Raw genomic sequence first — 23,062 nt, 5'->3', positions numbered from 1 at the left:
TTTCGCGCCCGCGGGCCTACATGGGCGAGGTGGTGCGGCAGATCAGCTCGGCTGAACCGGCCCTGGAAGCCGGTGTCCCTCCCCGGCCGGGGAGGGCACGTCCTCGCTGTGGCAGACCCGATTTCCGCCGGCCCGCTTGGCGCGGTACATCGCGACGTCGGCGGCGTGGATGAGGTCGTCGATGTGCCGCGGATTGCTGGCTATATCGCTGCTTAACCGGATGCTGGCGGTGCCGATGCTGGCGGTGACCGGCGCGGCGGTGTCGGCGATCGCCAGGCGTAGGCGTTCGGCGCTGACTGCCGGAACGGGGTTGTGCTCGACGTCGGCGACCACGAACTCTTCTCCGCCGGACCTGCCGATGACCGCCGAACGCCGGCACGTCGCCTCCAGTGCCGCGCTGACTCCGATCAGGGCGGCGTCACCGGCGGCATGACCGTGAGTGTCGTTGAGCTGCTTGAAGTTGTCCAGGTCGATCATCATGACCACCAGGTGGCCGTCAGTGCCACGCATCACCAGCTCCGACACCGAATGGTTGAATGACCGCCGGTTGTGCAGCCCGGTGAGCGGGTCCCGCCCGGAACTGCGGAGATCGGCGCGTAGCGTGCGCACCAACGACTCGACGCCGAACGGGATCGCGATGTTCAACGTCACCACGATCACGATCCCCGCCGCGGTCAGGTACGCGTCGCCCTTCTCGTCGAGTAGCCGAAGTGCCAACACCACCACGCAGACTCCGGCCACCCCGGCATTGACCAACACTTGCCGCAGAGTGTGGAAGTAGGCGACGAAGCCGCCGATCGCCGAGAACGCGGTGCAGCCCATCAGCCCCACATAGGGATTCGAATACGACAGGCACGCCGCGCTGATCGTGACCGTGCCGGCGAGCGAGAACAGCAGCGATTGCCGCCGAGTGGGCCAGTGCACCAGGAACGGCACCGCCGCCAGCGTCGCCACCCCCGTCGCCGCCAGACACACGGCGACGGTGAGCGGGCTACCGGGGCCAGCCGGACTCCGGACCATCAACGCCGTCGACGCCGCCAGGGCCACGGTGGCGACGAAGTTCAGTAAGCGCCAGAGTCGTTGCAGCCCGCGCTCATGCAGATAGACGGTGATCCACTCGTACTGGTCAGCCTGGGAGCGAGGCATACGGAGCCATCGAAGCATCCATCAACCCCAATCCGCCCCGGGGACCACCGCCGACTGGCCGGCAGCTATTTGCGAGCACAATCATGCCAGCGCACTGAAATGCGCGTCTCGCGGGTCGGCTCTGCCCACGCAGCTACCCTGGCGAGATGAGTGCTCATCAGGTGGCAGGCGGCGTCGTCCATGACCTCCCCGCCGACCTGCGCACGGCGCTGATCGCCAACCCGAGCGCTCTTGCCTCGTGGAATGACATCACCCCGCTGGCCCGCAACGAATTCATCTGCTGGGTCTGCGACGCCAAGCAACCGGCCACTCGCGAGCGTCGCATCCGCCGAACCCAGGAAGAGCTGGCGGAGGGCAAGCGCCGCCCGTGCTGCTGGCCCGGCTGTAAACACCGGGAGCGCACCGGTAGGTAACCCGTCGCTGGCAAATATCCCGGCAGCCATAATGGCGGGATGGGTCGGTTGGCGGCAGGCGAGCGCGAGGAGGCGCGGCGCCGGCAGATGCTGATCACCTACGGACTGTTCTTCTCCGGCGTCTACTGGCTGGCCGTCGTCTCCTCGATCGGCGACACCGTGGAGACGGACATGCGTGGCGAGATCGCTGCGGCCGTTCTGGGCGGCGTCGGATTCCTGCTGTGTCTGCGCACGCCGTTGCGCGGCTGGCGCTACGTGTCCGCCCTGGCCTGCGTCAGTGCTGCCCCGGTGATCGTCCTGTTCTTCCACCTCAACCCCACCGCGCAGGTGTGGTCGCTGATTCCGTTGATGTTTCTGGGCATCTTCGTGCGGACGTGGCACAGCGCGGTGGTGACGCGCACCTACGTCGTCGCCATCGGGATCGCCGCGACGGTGGGTCTGCTGGTCGCCCCCGCACCGGTCCCGCCGCTGTGGCCGCTGTTGTTCGTGCTGTCCATCGGAGGTGCGGCCGAGGTGTTCGGAGTCAGCCACGCGATCCTGCGCGACGCGGCTGACCGCGATCCGCTCACCGGAGTGCGTAACCGGACCGGCTTCGATCTGCGCGTCGACGAGCTGATGTCAGTGGCCCACCGCAAGCGGCGTCCGCTCGCCGTGTTGCTTCTCGACGTCGACGATTTCAAGCTGATCAACGACAGCGACGGTCATGCGGCCGGTGACCAGGTGCTCGTCGCGCTGACGACGCGCTGGAAGGCCAAGCTTCCGCGCGACGCGGTGATCGGCCGCCTCGGTGGCGACGAGTTCGCCGTCGTACTGAGCCTTCGCGATGACGGCGAAGCCGGACGGCTGGCCGAGATCCTCGCGGATGTCAGCCCGGTCCGAGTCACGGTCGGCCTCGCTGTCGGAACTCCAACCGAAGCAACAGATTTCACCGCCCTGCTGGCCACTGCCGATGCTGATCTGTACCGGCGCAAACGCGAGCGCAAGGCGCCGTCGGCCGATCTGGAGACGGCCTGACAGACCTCAGTGCTCGGCGGTACTAGGGCGGTAGACCTGCCAGCGATTGCCGCCGCTGCTCTTGGCCGCATACATGGCGGCGTCCGCCGTGCGGATCAGTCTCTCGATAGCCAGTGCGGGTTCGGCGACGGTGCCCCAGCGCACCACCGCAGCGCCGACGCTGGCGGTGACCGGCTGCGGCAGCGCCGCGACGGCGGCGCATAGCCGTCGGGGGATGTCCTCGGCGACGTCGGAGGGCGCCGCGTCGATGACGACGAACTCCTCACCCCCGAAGCGCCCCACGATCGCCGAGCTGCCGCTGCTCTGCCGCAGCGCCCAACCGACGGCGGTGAGCGCCTGATCCCCGGCGATGTGGCCGTGGGTGTCGTTGAGACGTTTGAAGTCGTCGAGGTCGATCATCACGACGACGAGGTTCAGGTCCTCCGACGGCGTGGTCACCAGTGCCGTCGCGCGCTCGAAGAACGCACGCCGATTGAGCACCCCGGTCAGCGGGTCGTGGTTGGAGCGCACGACGTCGGCGCCCAGCGTGTGGACTACCGCCTGAATCGCCAGCGGAACGGCGGCGTTGAGCTCGATCACCAGCGACAGTCCGGCTCCGGCGAGCACCACATCGTGGCTCGCCTGGGCGACCCGCACCGCGCAGATCGTTCCCGCTGTCACGGCGACCAGCGCGTTGGCTGTGATGGCCTTGGAGTTGTGGAACAACGCCAGGTACCCGCCGATACCGGCCATCCCGGTGCAGCCCATCAGGGCGATCTCCGGGTGGGGCTGCAGCATGCAGCCCACGGCGATCAGAGCGGAGCCGGTGTAGGCCATCGCCAGCGATTGCCACCGCGTCGGCCAACCCCGTAGCCACAGCGCAGCGAACCCGATCCCGACGGCGAAGCCGGCGACCCCCACGACGACTGCCACCATCGGCGACTGATTGCGCGAGGGCAGCACCCCGGCGCCCATGAAGATCAAGAGCAGCGAGACGACGGCCATCAACACCCGCGCGCCCTTGCCCAACCCCCGGGCACGTAAATAGCCGGCCAGCCAGTCGAACCGGTCGGGTTGGCGCCACCACCAGCGAAGGGCGTGCCGGGCCAGCCGTCGCCGTGATCCCCGATCCTCGTCCAACTCGACGTCCCTCCCAGGTACTCACCTCACCGTAACGGCCGAAGGTGAGCCGCAGACCCCGGACGCGTCAGATAACGCACTGCCCGTCGAACTCTCAGCCCGGGGAGAGCCCGCGCAGCAACACCGCCAAGCCGAACTCGAAGGCGTCGTCGGCGCGGTCGGCTTTGCCGATCCCGGTGGCCAGCGCGGCGGCGAACTCGGGTCCGACGTCATCGCCGGAATGCCAGGGTTCCTCGGGCGCGGCCACGTCGAGAGCTGAACCCAACACGAAGCAGTCCATCAGGGTGATCACCCGCAGGGTGTCGGCCGGGTCGAATCCCGCACGGCGCAGCGTCACCGCCAGCACGTTGTACATCTGGATCGCGTGACTGCTGTTCACCGGGTAGGCGGTCAACAGGGGAATCAGCCGCGGGTAACGGGCGTAGCTGCGTCGGTAGGAGCGCAGGACGTCGGCGACCACCGCGGCCCATGGTCGGTCCGGCTGATCCTCGGGCAGGCGCACTTCCGACATCGCCCGCTCACGGAGCAGTTCGACGATCTGGTCACGTCCAGCGACATGGTTGTACAGCGACGATGGGCTGACCTGCAGCTTGCGGGCCAGGTCCGGGATGGTGAAGCCGCCGGTGGCGCTCACCAGATCCATGGCGGCTGACGCGATTCGATCGGTGGACAACAACGGTGTCGGCGGCCGCCCCATAAATTTCTCCTATCGCTTGCGAAGAATTATGGGCGAGTTCACACTAAACGAATTCGATTCGTTTTAGGAGATGAATGATCACCCTCACCTCTCCCGCGCTGGAGCCGTTGTCCCGCTCGGCCGTCTCTGATCGAGACCCGTTGCGAGTCGGTCTGGTTCAGCACCGGTGGCGCCCGGACCCCGACGATCTCGCCTCCACGCTGCGCTCGGGCATCGCCCGCGCCGCCGACGAAGGAGCCCGGGTGGTCTTCCTTCCCGAGATCACGCTGCTGCGCTACCCAGCCGACACCCCGGCCGGCGCCCATCCCGCCGCACTGGCCGAAGACCTCACCGGCGGACCCACGTTCGCGCTGGCCGCCGACGCCGCCCGGCTGCACGGCATCTTCGTGCAGGCCTCGCTCTACGAGCGGGCCGACGACGTCGACGGTCTGGGCTACAACACCGCGATCCTGGTCTCCCCCAGCGGGGAACTCGTGGGGCGGACCCGCAAGCTGCACATCCCGATCTCGGCCGGCTATTACGAAGACACCTACTTCCGCCCCGGCCCGGTGACCGACCCCTACCCGGTGTACGCCCCCGACGGACTCGACGCTCGTATTGGCATGCCGACCTGCTGGGACGAGTGGTTCCCGGAAGTCGCCCGCAGTTACTCGCTGGCCGGAGCCGAGATCGTCGTCTACCCCACCGCGATCGGATCCGAACCGGTCTTCCCCGACTTCGACACCCGTCCGTTGTGGCAGCAGGTCATCGTGGCCAACGGCATCAACAGCGGCCTGTTCATGGTGGTGCCCAACCGGGTCGGCACCGAGGGCAAGCTCAGCTTCTACGGCTCGTCGTTCATCTCCGATCCCTACGGCCGAGTTCTCGTGTCCGCCCCGCGCGACGAGGAGGCGGTGCTGGTCGCCGACCTCGACTTGGACCAGCGCCGGGACTGGCTCGAGCTCTTCCCGTTCCTGCTCACCCGCCGACCGGACAGCTACGACGCGCTGACCCGGCCCGTCGTCGCCGACGAACCCTACGGCGCGGGCCACGCCGCCACGGCGGTGGTCAAGTGAGCGCGACACTGTTCACCGGCGGAGTCATCTGGACCGGCACCGGTACCGAATCCGACGCTCTGCTGATCGTCGACGGGGTGGTGCGGGCGCTGGGCGAGCAGGCCCGCGAGCTGGCCGCCGGGCTCGACTGCGAGCACGTCGACCTCGAGGGCGGATTTCTGATGCCCTCGTTCGGCGACGGCCACGCTCACCCGCTTTATGGCGGGCTCGAGTCGGTCGGCCCGGCGGTGCGCGGCTGTGGCTCCATCGACGAAATCCTGGCCGCGGTAAAGAAATACGCCGACGAACATCCCGACGAGGAGTGGATCGCCGGGGCGTCCTACGATGGCAGCCTCGCAGAAGGCGGCCTGTTCGACGCTCGCTGGCTGGACTCGGTGGTGCCCGATCGCCCGGTCGCGTTGCGCGCCTGGGACTACCACACCATGTGGGTCAACACCGCCGCCCTCGAACGGGCCGGCATCACGCCAGACACCCCCGACCCCGTCCTCGGCGAGATCCCGCACCGGCCGGACGGATCGGTACTGGGCACGTTGCGGGAGTGGGGCGCCACCGATCTGGTGATGTCGGTGATGCCGCCGCGTGACGAGCAGCAGCGCATCGACGCACTCGGGACCGCCGCCGACTACTTCCTCGCCCGCGGAGTTACGTGGGTGCAGGATGCCTGGGTGGAGCCGGGCGACGTCGCCACCTACGTGGCCGCTGCCCGCCAGGGCGCCCTACGGATGCGGTTCAACTTGGCCCTGTATGCCGATCCGCGCCACTTCGATACGCAGATCGCCGATTACGCCCAAGCCCGCCGCGAGGTCGAGGAGGCCGGCTCACCGCTGCTGACCGCCCAGACGGTGAAGTTCTTCGCCGACGGTGTCGTGGAGAACGAGACCGGTGCGCTGCTGGCGCCGTACTGCTCGGGCCTACATAGTCATTCCGGGGGGCGGGAGCCAGGCGGTTCGGGGGCGAACCGGGGCATGCAGAACTGGGAGGGCGACTCGTTGGCCGAGGCCGCCCGCCGGGTCGACGAACTCGGGCTGCAGATCCATATCCACGCCATCGGCGACGCCGCGGTCCGCCAGGCGCTCGATGCCATCGAATATGTCCAGGCGCACAACGGAACCCGCGACCGCAGACCCGTGATCGCCCATGTTCAGCTGGTGGACCAGGCCGACATCGACCGGTTCGCCGCGCTGGGCGCGATCCCCAACATGCAACCGTTGTGGGCACAGATGGACGCGCTGATGACGGTGCTGACCATCCCGCGCCTCGGTGTGGAACGGGCCGACCGGCAGTACCAGATGCAAACCCTGAACCAGACGGGTGCCGCGCTGGCATTCGGCTCGGACTGGCCGGTGTCGTCGGGGGCACCGCTGGACGGCATCGCGGTGGCGATCTCGCGGCGAACCGCCGAAGGGCAGCCCGAGGGGGGCTGGACACCGCACGAGATCGTGCCGATCGAGCGGGCCCTGTCCGCCTACAGTGGCGCCGTCGCCTACCAGGCCTTCGCCGAAGAACGTTGGGGCACCATCACTCCGGGGGCCAGTGCCGACTTCGTGTGGCTAGGCCGCGATCCGCGCAGCACGCCAGCGCTTGAACTACCCGCTCTGCCCGTGCGAGCGACCTACCTACGCGGCCAGGCCGCCTACACAGCAGCAAGCTAGAGGAGCACACTGATGACCGTCCCCACCAACGCCTCCGTGGGCAACCCGCTGTTCGGGGAACACGAAGGCCGCCTGCAGCGCGCGCTCGGCCTGCCATCCCTGGTGCTCTTCGGCCTGGTCTACATGGTCCCGCTGACCGTCTTCACCACCTACGGGATCGTCACCGAGACCACGGGCGGCCGGCTGCCGCTGGCGTATGTCGTCACCCTCATCGCGATGGTGTTCACCGCGGTCTCCTACGCGCGGATGTCGGTGGCCTACCCGGTCGCCGGGTCGGCATATACCTACGCGCAGAAGAGTTTCGGAGCGCCCATCGGCTTCCTCAGCGGGTGGTCGTTGCTGCTGGACTATCTGTTCCTGCCGATGATCAACTACCTGGTGATCGGCATCTACCTGGCGGCGGCGATCCCCGCCGTTCCGGCGTGGGTGTTCATCGTGGTGGCCATCGCGATCGTCACCGTGCTCAACATCGTCGGCATCGTGTCGGTGGCCCGCGCAAACTTCCTCATCATCGCGATCCAGACGATCTTCATCGCCACCTTCGTGGTCCTGGGCGTGGCCAAGGTATTCGGCCACGGCAGCGTCGACATCGCCGCTCCGTTCACCGGTGACGGCAGCGCCCCCGGCATGTCACCCATCCTGGCGGGCGCGGCCGTGCTGTGCCTGTCCTTCCTCGGCTTCGACGCCGTCTCGACGCTGTCCGAGGAGGCCAAGAATCCCAAACGCGATGTGCCGCGCGCGATCCTGATCGCCACCCTGCTGTCCGGCGCCATCTTCATCGGCCTGTCCTACGTTTCGCAGCTGGTGTTCCCCTCCAACAAGTTCGCCGACGTCGACTCCGGCTCGCTGGACGTCATGACCGCCGCCGGCGGCCAGTTCTTGTCCACGTTCTTCACCGCCGCCTACGTGGCGGGTGCGCTCGGTTCGGCGCTCACCTCGCAGGCGTCGGTGGCCCGCATCCTGTTCGCCATGGGCCGCGACGGGATCCTGCCGCGCAAGGTGTTCGGCCACGTGTCAGCGCGATTCAGTACGCCGGTTTACGCCATCGGAGTGGTCAGCGTGGTCTCACTGCTGGCGGTTGTCATCGACCTGGCGATCCTGGCTTCGGTGATCAGTTTCGGTGCGCTGGTGGCCTTCTCGGTGGTGAACCTCTCGGTGATCAAGCACTACTTCATCGACCTGCGTGAACGCCAGGGTGCCCAGCTCGTGACCAGTCTCATCTTCCCGGTGACCGGCTTCATCCTGACGGCGTGGCTGTGGACGAGCCTCGACGGTCTCGCGCTGACCATCGGATTGTGCTGGCTGGCAATCGGTTTCATTTGGCTGCTGGGTGTCACCCACGGGTTCCGCCGCCCGACTCCGGTGCTGGACCTCGAGGAATGATTCGCCGGGGAACGGCTGCGGGCCCCATACTCCCCTAGCATGCGGATCAGGTCCGGTCGGCCGATGCTGCTCACCTGAACCCCGGGCTCGCAGTATCCTCACAGCATGACGTTGCGGGCGCGAGTCACCAGGGCGCTGCTGGCCGCCGCGTGCGGCACGGTGTTCGTGGCCGCGCCCGTGGTGATCGCGGCACCGGCCAACGCCTGCCCGATTGGGCATCTGTCCGACCCGATCACCGGCCGCTGCTATGTGGCCAACGGATTGCCCAGCGTCGGCGGGATTCCGTGCATTCCCGGCAAGTCGCTGGGAACCTGCCTGGGCATCCTGCAAAACCAGTCACCGCCGGGCGGCGGCCCGCCGGTAGGCGGGCCCTGGCCGTAGGGTCAGTCGCCGTCGTCGACGATTGCCACCGCACGCGTCCATCCGGCAGATGCGGCGTGCACCGTAACCGGAAAGCAGGACACGTCAAAACCGGCGCGTCCCAGCTCCAGGCATCCGTGCCGGTCAGCCGCACTCCCCGTTCCAGCAGGTACAGGGTGGCCTCGCGGCCCATGCCGCATCCGGTGCCGACGTAGTCGGGCTGGCCGTAGCGGGTGCCGGCGCTGGTGTTGACCAAGACGATCTCCAACGGCGAGAGCGCGTGGCCGATGCGATCGAGTTCCTGCTCGACGTCGGCCGCGCTCACCACGTATCCGTCCGGGAAGTGCCGGAAGTCCAGCTTGACCGCCGGCTGCAGGCACCATTCGAGTGGTACTTCGTCGATGGTGATCGCGCGCTTGCCGCCGTCCATCGTCGACGGTCGCGCCGGGCAAGAATGACACCACCTCGGCGGCGGTCTGACGGGTCGGAGGCGATGCCGGCCTGCAGCGACACCGAGATGTCGACGAATCTGCGCATCAGAGCTATGTCGGTGGTCATCGAATCTGCCTTCAGTTTCTCCGGCGGCGCGGCCGCAACCGGGTGGCCGGCATCGGCGGAGCCGGCAACCGGGTGACCGGACCGGAGTACCCACGGACGGCCCCGTACCGATCGTCACCGTCCTCCCACAGCCGGCGGTACTCGGCGATCTCGTCATGGGTGCGGCCGACGAAGTTCCACCACATCAGGACTTCCTCGGTGAACGGCGTACCGCCGAGAAGCAGGAGCCGGGCGCTGCGACCGGTGGGGTTGTACAGCCGCAGCGACGTCGAGCCCGGCCCCAGGTAGGCCAGCTCGGCCGACTTCAGTCGGCGGCCGGCGACCTCGACGCAGCCCAGGTCGAGCAGCACCCCGTGTTCGAACGCCGAATCGACGGGTAGCTCCACCGTCGCTCCAGCGGCGAGGTCGACCTGCGCACCCAGCAGCGGGGAGAACGTGTGGACCGGTGAGCGCTGGCCCGTGAGCTCGCCGAGGAACACCCGCACCGTGGAATCGCCAAGCGGAACCGGTTCGGGCACATGGTGGTCGAAGTCCCGGCCGGTGTTGCGCTCGGAGTCGGGCAGTGCCACCCACAACTGGACACCGTGCAGGATCGTGGTCGACGCCTCCGACACTTCCGACACCTCCGAGTGGCAGATTCCGGCGCCGGCGGTCATCAGATTCAACTCACCGGGGCGCACCAGCGCGTGCACGCCGCCGCTGTCGCGGTGTTCGATCTCGCCGCTGAACAACCAGCTGACCGTCTGCAGGCCGGTGTGCGGATGCGGCGGAACGTCCATGCCCGCGCTCTCGCGCACATCCTGTGGACCGTAATGGTCGGCAAAGCACCACGCGCCGATCATGGAGCGTTCACGCTGCGGCAAGGTCCGGCGGACTTCGAGCGCGCGGGGACCCCCGAGCGGTACCACTCGTGGCTCGAGCACCTCGACCCCGGCGAAAGACTTTGGTGTGCAGTCAAATTCCGCTGGATCGGTCTCGAGGTTGCTCATGACCGCGCCTGACCCACCACCCGGGCGAGCTTACCCGCCGCGGAGAAGGCCAGGTGGCCAGCGACCGAGCTGGTCGGTGATGAACTCCAGCCGATCCAGCGCGGGCGGTGCGATCTAATCCGCGCGGGCGTCGGCCGACGGACCGTGTCCGTCGGCGGAGATGTCCGGAGCGAACATCTCCGGGGTGACTTCGGCGCTGACCTCTGCGGGCTCGTCGGCGGACTCCCCCACCGGTGTCGCGGCCGTCGCAGACCCGCGCCCGCGCCGCTCGCAGCGCCAGTCGCGCAGCAGCAGCACGATCCCCAGCGCGGCGAGCGCGACCACCACGACGGCGACGACCGCGCTGTCGGTCAGGACCGCGACCACCAGCGCGACCAGGGCCGCCACGGCCACCATCAGCACGACCCGCACGGACCACTCCCCTCAGCGCACCGACTCGTCGTCACAGTGTTTCCTGCCTACCCGACCTCGCGTCGGTGAACGGCCGATCCGCTGGCGTGACGGTGAGCATGGCCGCCAACATCGTCACGATCTCGCCGAGGCTTTCGCTGCTGGCCTGACCCGCTTCGGCCTGGCGTTCGTGATCGGCTAGTAGCGCGAACATCGCGGTGGCCACGGCGCCCACCCGGCGTTCGCGGGCGGTGCGTTCCGTGAGCGGGACCAGCCTGGCAAGGGCGTCGAGGATGCGGGGCCAGGCCGACTCCGCGGGACTCTGCGGCTCGTTCTTCAGTCGGATCCGGACGACCTCGAGGAAGCGGGCGTAATGGGTGCCCTCGCAGTGGAAGAAGGGGCCGACCAATACCCGCAGCACCGCGCGGGCATCGGTCATATCCTCGGGCGCCATCCGATCCAGCAGGGCCTGCCGCTCGACCTCCATCGGGGCGAGCCGACGGGCCACCACCGCGTCGATGAGGTCCTGCCTGCTGCGGAAGTAGTAGTTGACCGCCGAATTGTTGCGCTGCCCGGCCGCCTTCGCGATCTCCCGCAGCGGCACCTCGAACCCGTGCTCGGCGATCAGGCGCTCGGCCGCGTCGAGCAACTCCTCCCGCGATCGGGCTCCGCGATCCACGTCGCGAAGTCTAGAGCAAAGCTAGGCAGCTTTAAGCACATGTGCTTAAATTGCAACTGGGTGCTGATTGACCACAGTCAAAGCGAAAAGGATGTGCCCTATGAACCAGGTCCGCGAGATCGACACCGGAACGCCGATGACGCGGTTCGCCCGCGGCTGGCACTGCCTGGGCCTGGCCGACGATTTCCGGGACGGCAAGCCGCACGGGATCGAAGCCTTCGGCGGCAAGCTGGTGGTGTACGCCGACACCAGCGGCGACATCCACGTGCTCGACGGCTACTGCCGCCACCTCGGCGCCGACTTGGCGATGGGGTCGATCAAGGGCGACAACATCGCCTGCCCGTTCCACGACTGGCGCTGGAACGGGGCCACCGGTCGCTGCGCGGAGATCCCTTATGCCCGTCGGGTTCCCAAGCTGGCGCGCACCCGCAAGTGGCAGACCCTCGAGGTCAACGGACAGTTGCTGGTGTGGCACGACCCGGAGGGTTCCACGCCGTCCGAGGAACTGAACCCGCCGCAGATCGAGGGCATGGGTACCGACCTGTGGTCCAAGTGGGCGTGGAACTCGATCCTCATCGAGGGGTCGCACTGCCGAGAGATCGTCGACAACAACGTCGACATGGCGCACTTCTTCTACATCCACTACGCCTACCCGACGTACTTCAAGAACGTCTTCGAAGGACACACGGCAAGCCAGTTCATGGAGTCCAAGGGCCGCCAGGACTTCACCAAGCACCCGGAGCGGCTGTGGGAGGGCACCAAGTTGCGCTCCGAGGCCACCTACTTCGGCCCGTCGTACATGATCAACTGGCTGCACAACGATCTGGCGCCGAACTTCACCGTCGAATCGGTATTGATCAACTGCCACTACCCGATCAGTCAGAACTCGTTCATGCTGCAATTCGGGGTGTCGGTGCAGAAATCGCCGGAGCTGACGAAAGAGAAGGCGGACAAGCTCGCCGAGTCCTACGCGAAGATCTACGAAGTCGGCTTCCTGCAGGACGTCGAGATCTGGAAGCACAAGACCCGCATCGAGAATCCGCTGCTGTGCGAGGAGGACGGTGCGCTGTATCAGTACCGCCGTTGGTATGAGCAGTTCTACGTCGATGCCGCCGACGTCACCTCTGACATGACTGACCGATTCGAACTCGAAGTCGACACCACGCACGCTTACGGCGTCTGGCAGGCCGAGGTCGACGAGAACCTGCAGAAGCGAGCGGCGGCCTCGGTCACCGGCTGAGTCGCCGGCTCACTTTCACGCCGCGCTGCGCGGCCGGCTCAGGGGCAGGTGTACGACGGTGGCTGGCGGGACCGGCAACGCCTCGCTACGTGCTAGCAGTTCGGCGCTCTCAGGCAGCTCCCGCGGAGTGAGCTGCCCCTCGGCGATGCGGCGCAACACCTCATGGGCGTGGGCGAGTTGGGCGCGCTTGCGGTACTGACCGCCGGGCAGCTTCACCCCGGCCCACACCCCGTATTCCTCACCGCCTTCGACCGCGTCGCGGGCGCAGGCCCGCTGCTGGGCCAGTGGGCAGCGGCGCAGACAGATGGTGCGTGCACGGGTGGCGGACTGCTCGTACACGCGCGCCTTGGCGGCGCCGTCACTGGCGTCGTCGTCGGCGTAGCCGAACCAGAGATCGGGCTCTGCCGAGCACGGGCGGTAGTTCATCGTGGCCTCCTCATCGTTTTCGATGACGAAAGCGTATATGCCGATCGAACGCACTGCAAGAGAAAAGTAGACAGAAACGTATATACGAAGATCGCTGTGTACGATCCGTATATGGCTGGAGCGCGACGGTGAGCCGTGAAGCGGCCGGCGCAGCCATCCGGGCACTACGCGAGGCGCGCGACTGGTCACTAGCCGATCTTGCCGCCGCGACCGGGGTCAGCATCATGGGCCTCAGCTTCATGGAGCGCGGCGCCCGCAAGCCGCACAAAGGCACAGTTCAGAAGGTCGAAAACGGCCTCGGCCTGCCGCCGGGCACCTATGCACGGCTGGTCGTGGCTGACGATCCGGAGGCTGAGCTCGCCCACTTGCTGGCCGCCGGACCCCCCGAACCGGCCGCGACCCGCAATGCCACCGGCATCGTGGTCAACCGGCACAGCGACGCCGAAGTGCTCGAAGCGCACGCCGAGGCACACCTGGAATCGCTCAACTCGTTGATAGCCCGTCTGCCAGCGGAGACGTCAAACGAATACGAAACGTATATTCAAACCGTGATCGCTCAATGCGTGAAGGCGGAACTGCTGGCCGCCAACTCCTGGCGCGTTGCTGTCAACGCCGGCGCGGACTCGACCGACCGGTTGATGACTCACCTGCGGTCGCTGGAGGCGATCCGTACCGGCCTGCTGGCCAGACTGCCCGGCAGCATCAGTGCCCGATTCGATCGGGCCTGCAGCCGCTCGGCTCTCCCCGAATCGGTGATCGCGACCCTGCTCGGCGTCAGCGCCGAACAGATGTGGGACATCCGCAACCGCGGTGTCATCCCGCCGGGCGCGCTGCCCCGGGTGCGGGCCTTCGTCGAGGGCCAGGCATGACCGCCACCGAACTGGACATCCTGGCCCGCGCGCATGCGCTATTCGCCGGGGAGGTGCCGGCGCGCCGGGTGGACGTCGCGGCCGCTGCGCCGCCCGCACCCGGCGAGGGACTGCCCGCGGCCTACCGCCTGGCAGCTGACCAGCATCGCGAACGGCAACGCGATGCCCGCCGGGTCGATGCCGAACTGTCGACGATCTTGACCGCTGTCCAGCGCGACCACGGTGAGGCCCGCCGGCAGACGATGGCAGTGCTCGACGCCGCCCGGGCGGATGCCGCGTCGTCGCCGGACAACCCGATAGCACAGCGGGAGTTGTTGCGGCGCAGAGCTGCTCGTCTGCGTGCGCAGCACGCACACATACTGGCCGCCCGCCGCCGCGCCCGGCGCAGGCTGGCGCTGCTGCGGGCGTTGCGGTACCGCATGCGCCGCCGCGTCCCTGCGCCGAACTCTCGGGCGGGACTGGCGGTGCGCGCCGCATTGTCGAGGCTGGGCTGCCCGTATGTGTGGGGGGCGACCGGCCCGGACCGGTTCGACTGCTCGGGCCTGGTGAAGTGGGCGTACGCGCAGGCCGGGGTGCACCTGGATCGCACCACCTACGACCAGATCGACGACGGGGTGCCGATCGCCCGGTCTCAGGTGCAACCCGGTGATCTGGTCTTCCCGCACGCCGGCCATGTCCAGCTGGCGATCGGCAACGGCCTGGTGGTCGAGGCGCCGCATGCGGGTGCGAACGTGCGGATCAGCCGGCTGGGCGGCGACGTCAGCATCCGGCGTCCGGTCTAGTCGAGGCGGCCAGAGGTGAGTTGTTCACCGTTGTTCGGCTGAGTACCGTCGACCCATGGCCGAGCACGTCGGAGCAGCGGGGCACGCCCTGGATGCCGCCCGATCGGCGCTCGCCGCGCGTGACCGCGACCTCGCCGCAGTCGACGCCGAACTGAGTTCGGCGCTGGCGGCCGCGCACGCGGCCGCGACCGAGGCGATCCGGCGCCTCGATGCCGTGGGTGCCGAGATCGAGGCGGCCGTCGCACAGCGCAGCGTGACCGCGCCGTCCGAGGGCCTCGAGTTCGCTCGATTCCTGCTCGACAAGCATCGCGAGATCATCGATATCGTCACTGCCGCACGCGCTGAGGCCGGGGCCAAAGCCGTTGCGCTGCGCCATCTTCAACACCGCTACCAGGTGCCCGCGATCACCCTGTGAACGGGTGAATTGTCGGCTGTGTGCGCACTGGATACAGTCGCCGGCATGGGAGGCCACCGGTGGCGACGTATCAAGATCTGCTCGACGTCATAGCGCGCGTCGGCGCCGCCACCGGTGACGGCCGCGCCTGGATGTCGGGGCTGTCCGCGGCCGACTTGGCCACCGTCGGCAGCCCGGCCAGCGTCGTCGCCCCCAACGTAATCGACAACGTGGCGGCCAAGATTCGTGCCGTGCACCGCCAGGTGTTCGAGCCGGCGTCGCAGGCCTCGCCCGCCCCAGCCGGAACCACGCCGGGGGAGGGTAGCGCCGCTGAGGCGATCCGGAGCGCGGAAATATCTCTGGCACAACAACACTCGGCGAGCGCCCAGCTCGATCTGCAGGTCATCAGCGCGGTGCTCAATGCGCACACCACCCACGCGGCGAGCCGCCAGGCCCTCGACGGCCTGCAGGACGACATCGAGGCGGCTGTCGCGATCCGCACCGACCTCGACACCCCTGCTGGCGCGCGCGCCTTCCAGCGCTATCTCATCGGACGGCTGCGTGACATCAAGACCGTCGTGGAGACGGCCGGTCTGGACGCCACCTCCAAGGCGTCGCTGGCCGCTGCGCTGGCCTCGCTGTACGCCGCGGCCACCCCGGACAGCGGGGAGAGCCCCGGGTCCGCCGCAGCCGGTTCCGAGCAGCAGGCCGCGCCGGCATCCCCGGGCTCCTCCGCGTCCCCGACACCGCCGGGGTTCGAGCCGGAGCCGGGAGCCGACCCGTTCCTCGACACCCTCTTGCCCGAGGACCTGACCGGCGCACCGGCCGACCCGGCCGCCGCCCCCACCGCTGCGGCACCGACGGTTGCCCCGAACCCCGCGTTGCCCGCGCTGGGTGGCGCCGGCAGCCCGGCGGGAGGATTCCCCTCGGCGGCCACGCCGCCGGCACCTGCCCTGGACGGCCTGAGGTCGCCGACGAACCCCGCGACGGCTGACCTGGCCGCCCTGCGTGAGGCACTGACCGACCCACTCGCCGACGATGTGGCCGATGAACCTGTCGCGGACGATCCCATCGGCGACACCGAAGACAACCCCGAGGATGAGCCCGACGAGGCGTCCCAATCGTCGGCCGCGGCCGATCCGACCGTCGTGCACCTGCCCGACGGTGACACCGTCACCGCACCCACCCCGCAGCTGGCCGCGGTGCTCACCGCCGCCGTCGCGGGCACCCCCATCCCCGACGCGTTCCGTCAGCAGGGCATCACGATCCCGCCCGCCGGCAGCGCGGTGGCCCACCCGGTCGACCAGGCGAAGCTGATCGCGGGCGACGTCGGTGTGCTGACCGACCGGCACGCGGTCGCGCTGGGCAACGGCAAGGCCGTCTTCAACAACCGGATCGAGCCCATCGCGAGCGTGACCGGCCCGAGCTTTCTAGGGTGGGAGCATCCGCCGGAGCCGGGCACCCGAACCTCGACCCCCACCCCAGATCAACCGGCCCCCACCCGGCCGGCCGTGACTGCCGACCCCCCGGCGACAGGAGAGTGACCATGGCAGAGCGCATCCACGTGGTGCCCGACGAGCTGCGCCAGGCGGCACGCCACCATCAGGAGACCGCCGACGGCCTGAGCACGGCTCCGGCGAGCCACGGCGACATCCTGGCCAGCCTGGAGTCACTCGGACCGATCTTCGGTGAGCTGCGGGAGGCCGGCCGCGACCTGCTCGAGCAGCGGCGCAGCTGCTACGAACAGCAGGCGGCCGCGCATGCCGAGCTGGCCGCCAACCTGTTGCACGCCGCCGACGTGTGGGAGCACGAGGACAGTGCGGCAGCCGCCGAGTTCCGCCGCATCACCGAGGCCGGCCCGTGACCGAGGCCGATCCGCAGTTCGACGCCGCCCATCCCAGCGGGCACATTCTGTTCCGTTCCTGTCGGGGTGGCTACCTGCACAGCGTCGCGCTGGCCGAGCCGGCGATGGACGCCGACGCCCAGACCCTTACCGAGGCGATCCTGCTGACCGCGGAGGTGTCCTATCTCAGGGCGCTCATGGAGGTGCGCGGCGAAATCCTCGCCGCGGGACACACCCCGTCATCCGATGTGCCGGGGGAGGGCGATCTCGAACTGGCCACCAAGGCGCTGCAGAACCACCGACTGCGCCCCGACAACGGCGCCTGAGCCGGCTAGCGGTCGTGGCGTCGGTCGCTGTCGGCCGCGCTGACATCCGGCGGCACAACAGGATTCGGCCCGAACAGCTCTCGGGCCCGCTGCAGCAGGGCGCGCACCTCGTCGAGTTGTTGCTGCAGCATCGAATCAGCCATGGTCGGTACGTTAACCGCGCTGCCGAAGGCGCACAATTCACCCGCCGTCGCGGGGAATCTCGGCGTTGATCAGGTCCAGCAGCGCGGTGTAGCGGCCGGCCTCGCGGTGCCGTCCCGGCTTGCCGCTGCTGATCAGCCCTACCGACAGCCGCCGCTGCGGGTCCGCCCAGATCGCGATGTTCGTCAGTCCGGTGTGGCCGTACGCGCCCGCGGCGCCGCGTCCGAACGGACCGAACCGCTCCGATCCGAGCATGTAGCCGGTGCCCCAGCGCATCGGCGCCAGCCCGGTCGCGACGTCCGGCCGCAGCCGGCGCACGGGCGCGACGGCTTGCCGCAACGTCTGCGGCCGCATGACCTGGACCCCGTCGAGTTCGCCTTCGCGGCGCAGAATCTCGGCGAACCGGGAGAGTTCGTCGGCGGTCGAGACGGTGCTCGACGACGGAACGACCCCGGTGAGGAACAGTGGGGTGTTGGAGAACGGGATGATCTGCTGCATGGTGCCGCCGACGGCGGCCTTGAACGCCGCCGCGATGGCCGGTGGCAACGGCTTTCCGGTGACATGGCTGGGCGCGACCAGCGGGACGTCCTGTTCGGCGACACCGTAATTCGTCCACCGGAACCCCAACGGGTCGAGGATCTCCTCGGCCAGGATGTCGCGGATGCTGCGGCCGGTCGCCGCCGATACGATCTCGCGCACCAACGGTCCCCACGTCAGCCCGTGGTAGATGTGCATCAACCCCGGTTTGTGGATGGGCCGAAGCTGGGCGAGCTGTTCGCGCGCATATTCGCTGTCGTTCATCCGCTTGAGATTGGGCCGCGGTCCGGTCGCGAAGGGAACGCCGGCGCTGTGGGTGATCACATGCCGGATGGTGGTGCGGTCCTTGCCGTGGCTGGTGTAGTTCGGCAGGTAGTCGCAGACCCGGTCGTCGAGGCTGAACGCGCCCCGCTCGACGAGCATGTGCACCACCGTGGTGCTGATCGCCTTGGCCGCCGAGTACACGCAAAACGGCGTACCGACAGTCACCGGCAGCAGCTCGGCGTCCGGTGCATCGTCGGGCCCGTTGCCCCAGCCGTGCCCGATCGCCCGGTTGAGTACCACCCGGCCGTCGTAGCGCAGGCAGAGCTGGATCGCCGGATGCATGCCCGCCGCGTACCAAAACCGGGCCGCCTGCCAGATCCGGTCGGCGGTGGCCGCCGAGATCGCGCTGTGGTCCTCCGCGCCGACGTCGGTGACGCTGTCGAGGTCGCCGGGGACTCGGATGCGCCCGTCCGCGGCGGGGGAGGGGCTCACTGTTGCTGCCGGTTCAGGGTGGCCGCCAGGTGGTGGGTAAGCCCGACACGGACTGCGGCCATCCGCACGGTGTAGCTCAGGCGGTCGCCCTCGACGCGGATCGAACGGCTCAGCGCTGTAACTTCTTTCGCGGATGCGGTCAAACCGACCGAGGTCGAGTCGACCTCGACGACGAGCGCGGTGCCGTCGACCGTCACCGTGCCTTCGTCGATCTCGGTGACGCCGGTCGGGTGCACGATGACGAATTCGATCCGGTTCGGCGCGGGCAGACGGATGTAGCCCGTCTCGGCGTGCAGCGGTCGTCCGTCGTCCTCGGCGCGGGTGCGCTGCGAATACGTCAGGAACGGCTTGCCGGTGTGCCCGACGGTGACTTCTTCGCGATAGCCGAAGGGCTCGATGGTCGGGTACTCGCCTCGTCCGGTGCCGGTCCAGGTGCCCAGCAGCGGTGCCAGGGTCGCGATGTCGGGATGTAGGTCGGGCACCAGGCCAGCGTACGACGCCCCTCAGAGCGGGCCGACGAGCTCGACCCAGTTGCCGTCGGGGTCGGCCACGAACATCCAGCCCATGCCCGGTGCCGGCGCGAACTCGGCGAGTTCCTGCGCGATTTCGTACCCGGCTGCTTTCACCTGCTCTGCGGCGGACGTCACGTTGGCCACCACCAGGGTGTAGTAGCGGATCCCGGCCGCGGCGGGGCCGCCGCCGGGCGTGGCCGGTGCCGAGGGCGGCTCGTCGAGGGTGACCAGTTTCAGGATGTTCTTGCCCAGGGCGTAGCGCTTCATGGTTCCGCCCGGGAAGTCCAGGTCGCCCTGATGGGTCAGGCCGAGGAACTTCTCGTAGAACTCGACCATCGGACCGAGGTTGGTGGTGACCAGACCGATCTCGACGTTGGGGGCGAGCAGTTCGATAGCCATGGGGGTTCCTCTGCGCTGAGTGGGGGTGCGGTCGGAAGAATAACTGCGGGGCGATTACAGCAAATGCCACCCCACTAGGGACTGGGCTTGGTCCCGATTGTGATCAGATCCCACACTGCCTTGGTCCACAGCGGGCGATTCGGCCGATGCTGGTCGTCCACGGTGAAGCCGGCGTTGGTGAACAGTGCGCGCATCTCGGCCGGCGAGGGATTGTGCGCGGCACTGGACAGGCTGCTCGTCAACCGGCTCAGCAGGGGTGGCTGCGGTGGGCTGATCGTGGCGACCGCGACCAGACCACCCGGACGCAGCACTCGGTGGAACTCGGCCATCGCCGCCGGCTGGTCGAAGAAGTGGAACGCCGAGGTGGAGACGACGGCGTCGAGGGCGCCGTCGTCGAAGGGCAGTTGCTCGGCCGGGCCCTTTCGCCACTGCACCCGCGGCGAGCGAATCCGGGCCTGCCGGAGCATGCCGTCGGACATGTCGACGCCGTAGACCTCGTCGGGGTGTAGTTCGGTGCGGATGCGGTCGGCGAGAATACCTGTGCCGCAGGCAATATCAGCTATCCGCCGCGCGCCGTGGCTGCGCAGCGCGGCCAGCACCTCGTCCTGGGAAGGGCGGTAGACCCACTGCTGGAGTGCGGGAAGGTCGTAGAGCGGCGCCGCTACCGTCCAGAACCGGGTCACGAGGTCGTTGAGATTGCGACCTGTTGTCGCCATGGGTATCGCCTCCGTGGTGGACGGGCTGTTGGCGCCCAGTCTAGGAAGCTCCCCGCGCGGGCTACTTCGGCTGTGGTGTCAGTTGCAGGTGGGTATGCGGCCCGCGGGCCAGTGCTGCCACCGCGGAAACGATGTTGGTCGCCGTGGTCACCAGGTTTTCCGGATCGCACACTCGCAATACCCGCGCCACCTCCGGGCCCGGAACGAGCACCCATTCCACGCCGCGGCGCGACAGCCGCACGTTCATGGTGTGTAGGGCGGAGAAACCGTCGGTGCCGAAAAACGCCAGCCGGGAAAGATCGAGTACCAATTGCCGATACCCGCTCAGCCGACTTTCGATGAAGCCGAGCAGCTCGCCGGAATTCGACGCGTCGATCTCACCGACGGCCGCAACCAACACGGTCGTCGAGCCAAGTTCCCTGGCCCGGAACAGTCCCCGTTGGACGCCGTGACCGGTGCGAGAGACAACCGTGGGCGTCGCAGTGATGGCAACAGACATGACGCCTCCTTCATATCCGCAGTGCTGGGCGGGCGCCTCCGGAGTGCCCTTGTGGGCCTTCGGATTCAAGGCCGTCGATGCGAGAGTTTTGCCCTCGCACGACGGCGTTTCCGGGCGGCTGTGAACTCAACCTGGTGGAAATCTACTCCGGATTTCGTTGCCGGGCTACAAAATGTTTCTGCGCACTATATGCGCAGGTCAACCGCAATGCACATGTCCCAGGAATGGGACACCGAGTCGCCGGTGTGGCAAATATTGACGCACTGTGCAATTGAATCCGAAGCGCTGCTTCTCGGAGGCGATTGATGACAGATTACAGAAAGTGTCTACCGACGGTGGGATCACCGGATTACGCTGCGATCAGCTCACCGTCGAGGAGGCCTGGATGTACGACCTGACGATCACTGGCGGAACCGTCGTCGACGGGACGGGTGCCACGCCCGTGCGCGCCGACATCGGCATCAAGGACGGGGTCATCGTCGAAGTCCGCCGTCGAGACGGCGACGACGCCGGGCTGCAGGGCGAGGCGGCCGAAATCCTCGACGCCACCGGGCGGATCGTCACCCCCGGCTTCGTCGACATCCACACCCACTACGACGGTCAGGTCAGCTGGGACGGTCTACTCGAGCCGTCGAGCATGCACGGCGTGACCACCGTCGTCAGCGGCAACTGCGGCGTCGGCTTCGCCCCGGTGCGACCCGGCCGGGAACAATGGCTGATCGAGCTGATGGAAGGTGTCGAGGACATCCCTGGCACCGCCCTGTCCGAGGGCATCACCTGGCAGTGGGAGAGCTTCCCCGAGTACCTCGATGCGATCGAAAAACAGTCCCTGGCAGTCGATTTCGGTACACAGATCGCCCACGGCGCGGTACGCGGCTATGCGATGGGGGAGCGCGGCGCACGAAACGAGGCCGCCACGGAGGAGGACATCGGCGCGATGGCACGCATCGTGCAGGAGGCGATCGAAGCCGGGGCACTGGGCTTTTCCACCTCGCGCACCGAAGCGCACCGGGCCATCGACGGCGAACCGGTGCCGGGCACCTATGCCGCCGAGGACGAACTGTTCGCGCTCGGCCGGGCGATGGCCGCGGGCGGTCAGGCCGTCTTCGAGGTAGCGCCGGCGGGCACCGCCGGGGAGAGCCTGGACGGACCGATGCGCGAACTGGACTGGATGGTCCGGCTGGCCGCCGAGATCGAGCGCCCGCTGTCGTTCGCGATGGTGCAGACCCAGTCGGCTCCCGACCTGTGGCGCAAGCAACTCGACATCGCCGGCCGCGCACTCGACGACGGAATCCGCGTGCATCCCCAGTTCGCCGCCCGGCCGTTTGGCATGCTGTTCGGGTTCTCCGGCTATCACGCCTTCACCCACCGGCCGAGCTTCCGCGCATTGAAGGCGCAGCTCTCACCTGCCGAACTCGGTACGCGCCTTGCTGATCCGGCCGTGCGCGCCGCCATCCTGGCCGAGGCCGACCTGCCCCCGCAGCCGGTCCCGCTGTTCGACTCGCTGTTCGCCTTCATCCAGCACAGTCCCGACAGCATCTACGCCATCGGAGACCCGCCGGACTACGAGCCCACACCGGATCGAACGGTGGGTGCCATCGCCCGGGCCCGCGGCGACGATCCGCTGGCCACGATGTACGACCTGATGCTGGAGTCGGACGGAACGGCCATGCTGATGATGCCGTTCTTCAACTACGTCGAAGGCAACCACGACGCCATCCACGAGATGATGACGCACCGGGCGGCGGTGTCGGGGCTGTCCGACGGTGGCGCGCACTGCGGGCTGATCTGTGACGCGTCCTATCCGACCTTCATGTTGACGCACTGGGCGCGCGATCGCCGCCGCGGTCCGCGCTTCCCGATCGAGTACGTGGTGCGCAAGCAGACCCTGGACACCGCGAACCTGTTCGGGCTGACCGACCGCGGGGTGTTGGCGGTCGGCAAGAAGGCCGATGTCAACGTCATCGACATGGACGCGTTGGCGCTCGGGGTGCCGCTGATGGCCTACGACCTGCCTGCCGGCGGTCGCCGGTTGATCCAGGGGTCTCGCGGTTACGACGCCACCGTGGTCAGTGGCGTCGTCACCCGCCGCCACGGCGCGGACACCGGAGCGCGCCCGGGCAAATTGCTGCGCGGGGTGCGCTGATTCCTGCGCCGGCCGCCGGCA

Annotated in this window: 27 protein-coding genes and 1 pseudogene; 14 read left to right on the top strand and 14 right to left on the bottom strand. The window is 68.3% G+C overall.

The window, feature by feature from the left end; genetic code table 11:
* Nucleotides 1-42: 42 nt before the first annotated feature.
* A complete protein-coding gene (locus ACXDF8_RS02155) occupies nt 43-1,146 on the bottom strand; it encodes a GGDEF domain-containing protein (RefSeq protein WP_457221586.1) in 1,104 nt (367 codons plus the stop codon).
* Between the two features lie 146 nt (nt 1,147-1,292).
* Between ACXDF8_RS02155 and ACXDF8_RS02150 the strand changes: the two genes are divergently transcribed.
* Together ACXDF8_RS02150 and ACXDF8_RS02145 are read left to right on the top strand one after the other, a co-directional pair.
* Nucleotides 1,293-1,559 (top strand): YdeI/OmpD-associated family protein, encoded by a 267-nt coding sequence (locus tag ACXDF8_RS02150; RefSeq protein ID WP_457221585.1) that lies wholly within the window; start codon nt 1,293-1,295, stop codon nt 1,557-1,559.
* Nucleotides 1,560-1,598: 39 nt separating this feature from the next.
* A complete protein-coding gene (locus ACXDF8_RS02145; RefSeq protein ID WP_457221584.1) occupies nt 1,599-2,573 on the top strand; it encodes a GGDEF domain-containing protein in 975 nt (324 codons plus the stop codon).
* Between the two features lie 6 nt (nt 2,574-2,579).
* On the opposite strand, the gene ACXDF8_RS02140 is transcribed toward ACXDF8_RS02145, so the two are convergent.
* Nucleotides 2,580-3,692 carry a GGDEF domain-containing protein gene (locus ACXDF8_RS02140; protein ID WP_457221583.1) on the bottom strand — a complete coding sequence of 371 codons (1,113 nt, stop codon included), beginning with the start codon at nt 3,690-3,692 and terminating at the stop codon, nt 2,580-2,582.
* A gap of 94 nt (nt 3,693-3,786) precedes the next feature.
* Nucleotides 3,787-4,389 carry a TetR/AcrR family transcriptional regulator C-terminal domain-containing protein gene (locus ACXDF8_RS02135; protein ID WP_457221582.1) on the bottom strand — a complete coding sequence of 201 codons (603 nt, stop codon included), beginning with the start codon at nt 4,387-4,389 and terminating at the stop codon, nt 3,787-3,789.
* 74 nt (nt 4,390-4,463) lie between these two features.
* On the opposite strand from ACXDF8_RS02135, the gene ACXDF8_RS02130 reads away from it, so the two are divergent.
* From ACXDF8_RS02130 to ACXDF8_RS02115, 4 genes are all read left to right on the top strand, one after another.
* Nucleotides 4,464-5,444, top strand: a complete 981-nt coding sequence (locus tag ACXDF8_RS02130; protein WP_457221581.1) for a nitrilase-related carbon-nitrogen hydrolase — start codon at nt 4,464-4,466, stop codon at nt 5,442-5,444.
* Nucleotides 5,441-7,096, top strand: a complete 1,656-nt coding sequence (locus tag ACXDF8_RS02125) for an amidohydrolase (RefSeq protein WP_457221580.1) — start codon at nt 5,441-5,443, stop codon at nt 7,094-7,096. Before ACXDF8_RS02130 ends, ACXDF8_RS02125 begins: the two co-directional genes overlap by 4 nt.
* A gap of 12 nt (nt 7,097-7,108) precedes the next feature.
* Nucleotides 7,109-8,479: an APC family permease gene (locus ACXDF8_RS02120; RefSeq protein WP_457221579.1), complete on the top strand. Its 1,371-nt coding sequence runs from the start codon at nt 7,109-7,111 to the stop codon at nt 8,477-8,479.
* Nucleotides 8,480-8,584: 105 nt separating this feature from the next.
* Nucleotides 8,585-8,860 (top strand): hypothetical protein, encoded by a 276-nt coding sequence (locus tag ACXDF8_RS02115; RefSeq protein ID WP_457221717.1) that lies wholly within the window; start codon nt 8,585-8,587, stop codon nt 8,858-8,860.
* Nucleotides 8,861-9,014: 154 nt separating this feature from the next.
* Here ACXDF8_RS02115 and ACXDF8_RS02110 read toward each other — a convergent pair.
* The 4 genes and pseudogenes from ACXDF8_RS02110 to ACXDF8_RS02095 form a co-directional block, all read right to left on the bottom strand.
* Nucleotides 9,015-9,269: pseudogene (locus tag ACXDF8_RS02110) on the bottom strand (cyclase family protein); the annotation flags it as partial.
* Nucleotides 9,270-9,408: 139 nt separating this feature from the next.
* Entirely contained in the window at nt 9,409-10,386 is a 978-nt protein-coding gene (locus ACXDF8_RS02105) for a pirin family protein (RefSeq protein ID WP_457221578.1), read from the bottom strand.
* A gap of 114 nt (nt 10,387-10,500) precedes the next feature.
* Entirely contained in the window at nt 10,501-10,797 is a 297-nt protein-coding gene (locus ACXDF8_RS02100) for a hypothetical protein (protein WP_457221577.1), read from the bottom strand.
* 31 nt (nt 10,798-10,828) lie between these two features.
* Nucleotides 10,829-11,455 carry a TetR/AcrR family transcriptional regulator gene (locus tag ACXDF8_RS02095; RefSeq protein WP_457221576.1) on the bottom strand — a complete coding sequence of 209 codons (627 nt, stop codon included), beginning with the start codon at nt 11,453-11,455 and terminating at the stop codon, nt 10,829-10,831.
* A gap of 100 nt (nt 11,456-11,555) precedes the next feature.
* Between ACXDF8_RS02095 and ACXDF8_RS02090 the strand changes: the two genes are divergently transcribed.
* The gene (locus ACXDF8_RS02090; RefSeq protein WP_457221575.1) at nt 11,556-12,695 is read left to right on the top strand and encodes a 3-ketosteroid-9-alpha-monooxygenase, oxygenase component; all 1,140 of its coding nucleotides are present in this window, start codon (nt 11,556-11,558) and stop codon (nt 12,693-12,695) included.
* 15 nt (nt 12,696-12,710) lie between these two features.
* Here the strand turns inward: ACXDF8_RS02090 and ACXDF8_RS02085 are convergent, their stop codons facing one another.
* On the bottom strand, nt 12,711-13,121 hold the full coding sequence (locus ACXDF8_RS02085; protein ID WP_457221574.1) for a WhiB family transcriptional regulator: 411 nt from the start codon (nt 13,119-13,121) through the stop codon (nt 12,711-12,713).
* 128 nt (nt 13,122-13,249) lie between these two features.
* Here ACXDF8_RS02085 and ACXDF8_RS02080 point away from each other — a divergent pair, with 128 nt between their 5' ends.
* Genes ACXDF8_RS02080 through ACXDF8_RS02055 form a run of 6 tightly spaced genes read left to right on the top strand, consistent with a single transcriptional unit; the run spans nt 13,250 to nt 17,335 of the window.
* On the top strand, nt 13,250-13,990 hold the full coding sequence (locus tag ACXDF8_RS02080; protein WP_457221573.1) for a helix-turn-helix domain-containing protein: 741 nt from the start codon (nt 13,250-13,252) through the stop codon (nt 13,988-13,990).
* Nucleotides 13,987-14,772, top strand: a complete 786-nt coding sequence (locus ACXDF8_RS02075) for a C40 family peptidase (RefSeq protein ID WP_457221572.1) — start codon at nt 13,987-13,989, stop codon at nt 14,770-14,772. Before ACXDF8_RS02080 ends, ACXDF8_RS02075 begins: the two co-directional genes overlap by 4 nt.
* 55 nt (nt 14,773-14,827) lie before the next feature.
* Entirely contained in the window at nt 14,828-15,187 is a 360-nt protein-coding gene (locus ACXDF8_RS02070) for a DUF4226 domain-containing protein (RefSeq protein ID WP_457221571.1), read from the top strand.
* Between the two features lie 59 nt (nt 15,188-15,246).
* Nucleotides 15,247-16,710: a DUF4226 domain-containing protein gene (locus tag ACXDF8_RS02065; protein ID WP_457221570.1), complete on the top strand. Its 1,464-nt coding sequence runs from the start codon at nt 15,247-15,249 to the stop codon at nt 16,708-16,710.
* A gap of 2 nt (nt 16,711-16,712) precedes the next feature.
* Nucleotides 16,713-17,030 (top strand): type VII secretion target, encoded by a 318-nt coding sequence (locus ACXDF8_RS02060; protein ID WP_457221569.1) that lies wholly within the window; start codon nt 16,713-16,715, stop codon nt 17,028-17,030.
* Nucleotides 17,027-17,335 (top strand): DUF2694 family protein, encoded by a 309-nt coding sequence (locus ACXDF8_RS02055; RefSeq protein ID WP_457221568.1) that lies wholly within the window; start codon nt 17,027-17,029, stop codon nt 17,333-17,335. Before ACXDF8_RS02060 ends, ACXDF8_RS02055 begins: the two co-directional genes overlap by 4 nt.
* Nucleotides 17,336-17,340: 5 nt before the next feature.
* On the opposite strand, the gene ACXDF8_RS02050 is transcribed toward ACXDF8_RS02055, so the two are convergent.
* The 6 genes from ACXDF8_RS02050 to ACXDF8_RS02025 all read right to left on the bottom strand — a co-directional run bounded on the left by ACXDF8_RS02050 (nt 17,341) and on the right by ACXDF8_RS02025 (nt 20,895).
* Nucleotides 17,341-17,478 (bottom strand): hypothetical protein, encoded by a 138-nt coding sequence (locus tag ACXDF8_RS02050; RefSeq protein ID WP_457221567.1) that lies wholly within the window; start codon nt 17,476-17,478, stop codon nt 17,341-17,343.
* A 37-nt stretch (nt 17,479-17,515) separates the two neighbouring features.
* Complete coding sequence (gene lipE, locus ACXDF8_RS02045) at nt 17,516-18,769, bottom strand: lipase LipE (RefSeq protein WP_457221566.1); 1,254 nt, start codon at nt 18,767-18,769, stop codon at nt 17,516-17,518.
* Nucleotides 18,766-19,251, bottom strand: a complete 486-nt coding sequence (locus ACXDF8_RS02040) for a peroxynitrite isomerase (RefSeq protein WP_457221565.1) — start codon at nt 19,249-19,251, stop codon at nt 18,766-18,768. Before ACXDF8_RS02040 ends, lipE begins: the two co-directional genes overlap by 4 nt.
* A 21-nt stretch (nt 19,252-19,272) precedes the next feature.
* Nucleotides 19,273-19,680: a VOC family protein gene (locus tag ACXDF8_RS02035; RefSeq protein WP_457221564.1), complete on the bottom strand. Its 408-nt coding sequence runs from the start codon at nt 19,678-19,680 to the stop codon at nt 19,273-19,275.
* 74 nt (nt 19,681-19,754) lie between these two features.
* Nucleotides 19,755-20,396, bottom strand: a complete 642-nt coding sequence (locus tag ACXDF8_RS02030) for a class I SAM-dependent methyltransferase (protein WP_457221563.1) — start codon at nt 20,394-20,396, stop codon at nt 19,755-19,757.
* A gap of 61 nt (nt 20,397-20,457) precedes the next feature.
* Nucleotides 20,458-20,895: an STAS domain-containing protein gene (locus ACXDF8_RS02025; RefSeq protein WP_457221562.1), complete on the bottom strand. Its 438-nt coding sequence runs from the start codon at nt 20,893-20,895 to the stop codon at nt 20,458-20,460.
* Between the two features lie 385 nt (nt 20,896-21,280).
* Between ACXDF8_RS02025 and ACXDF8_RS02020 the strand changes: the two genes are divergently transcribed.
* Complete coding sequence (locus tag ACXDF8_RS02020; RefSeq protein WP_457221710.1) at nt 21,281-23,041, top strand: N-acyl-D-amino-acid deacylase family protein; 1,761 nt, start codon at nt 21,281-21,283, stop codon at nt 23,039-23,041.
* Nucleotides 23,042-23,062 lie beyond the last annotated feature (21 nt).

The sequence above is a fragment of the Mycolicibacterium sp. CBM1 genome, assembly GCF_054073305.1.
The sequence above is the reverse complement of the archived record's forward strand: the minus strand, read 5'-3'. Positions and strand labels throughout refer to the sequence as shown.

Bases quoted from the DNA above. Each gene is read 5' to 3' on its own strand.
- ACXDF8_RS02155 (WP_457221586.1), bottom strand. From the start codon at position 1,146: ATGCCTCGCTCCCAGGCTGACCAGTACGAGTGGATCACCGTCTATCTG.
- ACXDF8_RS02150 (WP_457221585.1), top strand. From the start codon at position 1,293: ATGAGTGCTCATCAGGTGGCAGGCGGCGTCGTCCATGACCTCCCCGCC.
- ACXDF8_RS02145 (WP_457221584.1), top strand. From the start codon at position 1,599: ATGGGTCGGTTGGCGGCAGGCGAGCGCGAGGAGGCGCGGCGCCGGCAG.
- ACXDF8_RS02135 (WP_457221582.1), bottom strand. From the start codon at position 4,389: ATGGGGCGGCCGCCGACACCGTTGTTGTCCACCGATCGAATCGCGTCA.
- ACXDF8_RS02130 (WP_457221581.1), top strand. From the start codon at position 4,464: ATGATCACCCTCACCTCTCCCGCGCTGGAGCCGTTGTCCCGCTCGGCC.
- ACXDF8_RS02120 (WP_457221579.1), top strand. From the start codon at position 7,109: ATGACCGTCCCCACCAACGCCTCCGTGGGCAACCCGCTGTTCGGGGAA.
- ACXDF8_RS02115 (WP_457221717.1), top strand. From the start codon at position 8,585: ATGACGTTGCGGGCGCGAGTCACCAGGGCGCTGCTGGCCGCCGCGTGC.
- ACXDF8_RS02105 (WP_457221578.1), bottom strand. From the start codon at position 10,386: ATGAGCAACCTCGAGACCGATCCAGCGGAATTTGACTGCACACCAAAG.
- ACXDF8_RS02090 (WP_457221575.1), top strand. From the start codon at position 11,556: ATGAACCAGGTCCGCGAGATCGACACCGGAACGCCGATGACGCGGTTC.
- ACXDF8_RS02085 (WP_457221574.1), bottom strand. From the start codon at position 13,121: ATGAACTACCGCCCGTGCTCGGCAGAGCCCGATCTCTGGTTCGGCTAC.
- ACXDF8_RS02075 (WP_457221572.1), top strand. From the start codon at position 13,987: ATGACCGCCACCGAACTGGACATCCTGGCCCGCGCGCATGCGCTATTC.
- ACXDF8_RS02070 (WP_457221571.1), top strand. From the start codon at position 14,828: ATGGCCGAGCACGTCGGAGCAGCGGGGCACGCCCTGGATGCCGCCCGA.
- ACXDF8_RS02060 (WP_457221569.1), top strand. From the start codon at position 16,713: ATGGCAGAGCGCATCCACGTGGTGCCCGACGAGCTGCGCCAGGCGGCA.
- ACXDF8_RS02050 (WP_457221567.1), bottom strand. From the start codon at position 17,478: ATGGCTGATTCGATGCTGCAGCAACAACTCGACGAGGTGCGCGCCCTG.
- ACXDF8_RS02035 (WP_457221564.1), bottom strand. From the start codon at position 19,680: ATGGCTATCGAACTGCTCGCCCCCAACGTCGAGATCGGTCTGGTCACC.
- ACXDF8_RS02030 (WP_457221563.1), bottom strand. From the start codon at position 20,396: ATGGCGACAACAGGTCGCAATCTCAACGACCTCGTGACCCGGTTCTGG.
- ACXDF8_RS02025 (WP_457221562.1), bottom strand. From the start codon at position 20,895: ATGTCTGTTGCCATCACTGCGACGCCCACGGTTGTCTCTCGCACCGGT.
- ACXDF8_RS02020 (WP_457221710.1), top strand. From the start codon at position 21,281: ATGTACGACCTGACGATCACTGGCGGAACCGTCGTCGACGGGACGGGT.